The organism is Pseudoduganella aquatica (assembly GCF_009857595.1).
Lineage (GTDB): Bacteria > Pseudomonadota > Gammaproteobacteria > Burkholderiales > Burkholderiaceae_D > Rugamonas > Rugamonas aquatica_A.
The window spans coordinates 1-467 of sequence record NZ_WWCU01000130.1 but is presented as its reverse complement, the minus strand read 5'-3'; the positions used below and the strand labels follow the sequence as shown (position 1 = coordinate 467).

Genomic DNA, 467 nt, shown 5'->3' with positions numbered 1-467 from the left:
TGCGGTGGTCAAGTAATTTCGGACACTACGATAGGTTCATGCACTGCCATTTTCCGTTCATAGACGGCGGGCGGCAGATTGCCCAGTGCTGAATTGATGCGCTTGCAGTTATAGAAGCCGACGATGTAGTCGGTGATGTCGGTCTTTGCCTCGGCGTGATTGGCGTATTGGCGCTGCCAGACGCGCTCCATTTTCAGGTTCAGGAAGAAGCGTTCTGCTACGGCGTTATCCCAGCAGTTTCCTTTCCGGCTCATGCTGCAAACAAAACCATGCGTCGCCAGCAGGTCTTGGTAGAGCTCGCTGGCGTATTGGCTGCCCCGGTCCGAATGGACGATCAGGCCGGGTCCTGGGCGCCGCTGCTGGATGGCCATGTTCAGGGCCTCGCAGACGAGCTTGGCAGGCATGCTTGGCGCCATGGACCAGCCGACCACCTTGCGTGCGTACAAATCTATCACGACGGCCAAGTA

At 57.6% G+C, this 467-nt stretch carries 1 protein-coding gene; it reads right to left on the bottom strand.

Annotated elements, in window-relative coordinates; all coding sequences use genetic code 11:
- Nucleotides 1-8: 8 nt before the first annotated feature.
- Nucleotides 9-467 (bottom strand): IS3 family transposase (locus GTP77_RS29890; RefSeq protein WP_161075759.1); only part of this gene is annotated, 459 nt, incomplete at its 5' end.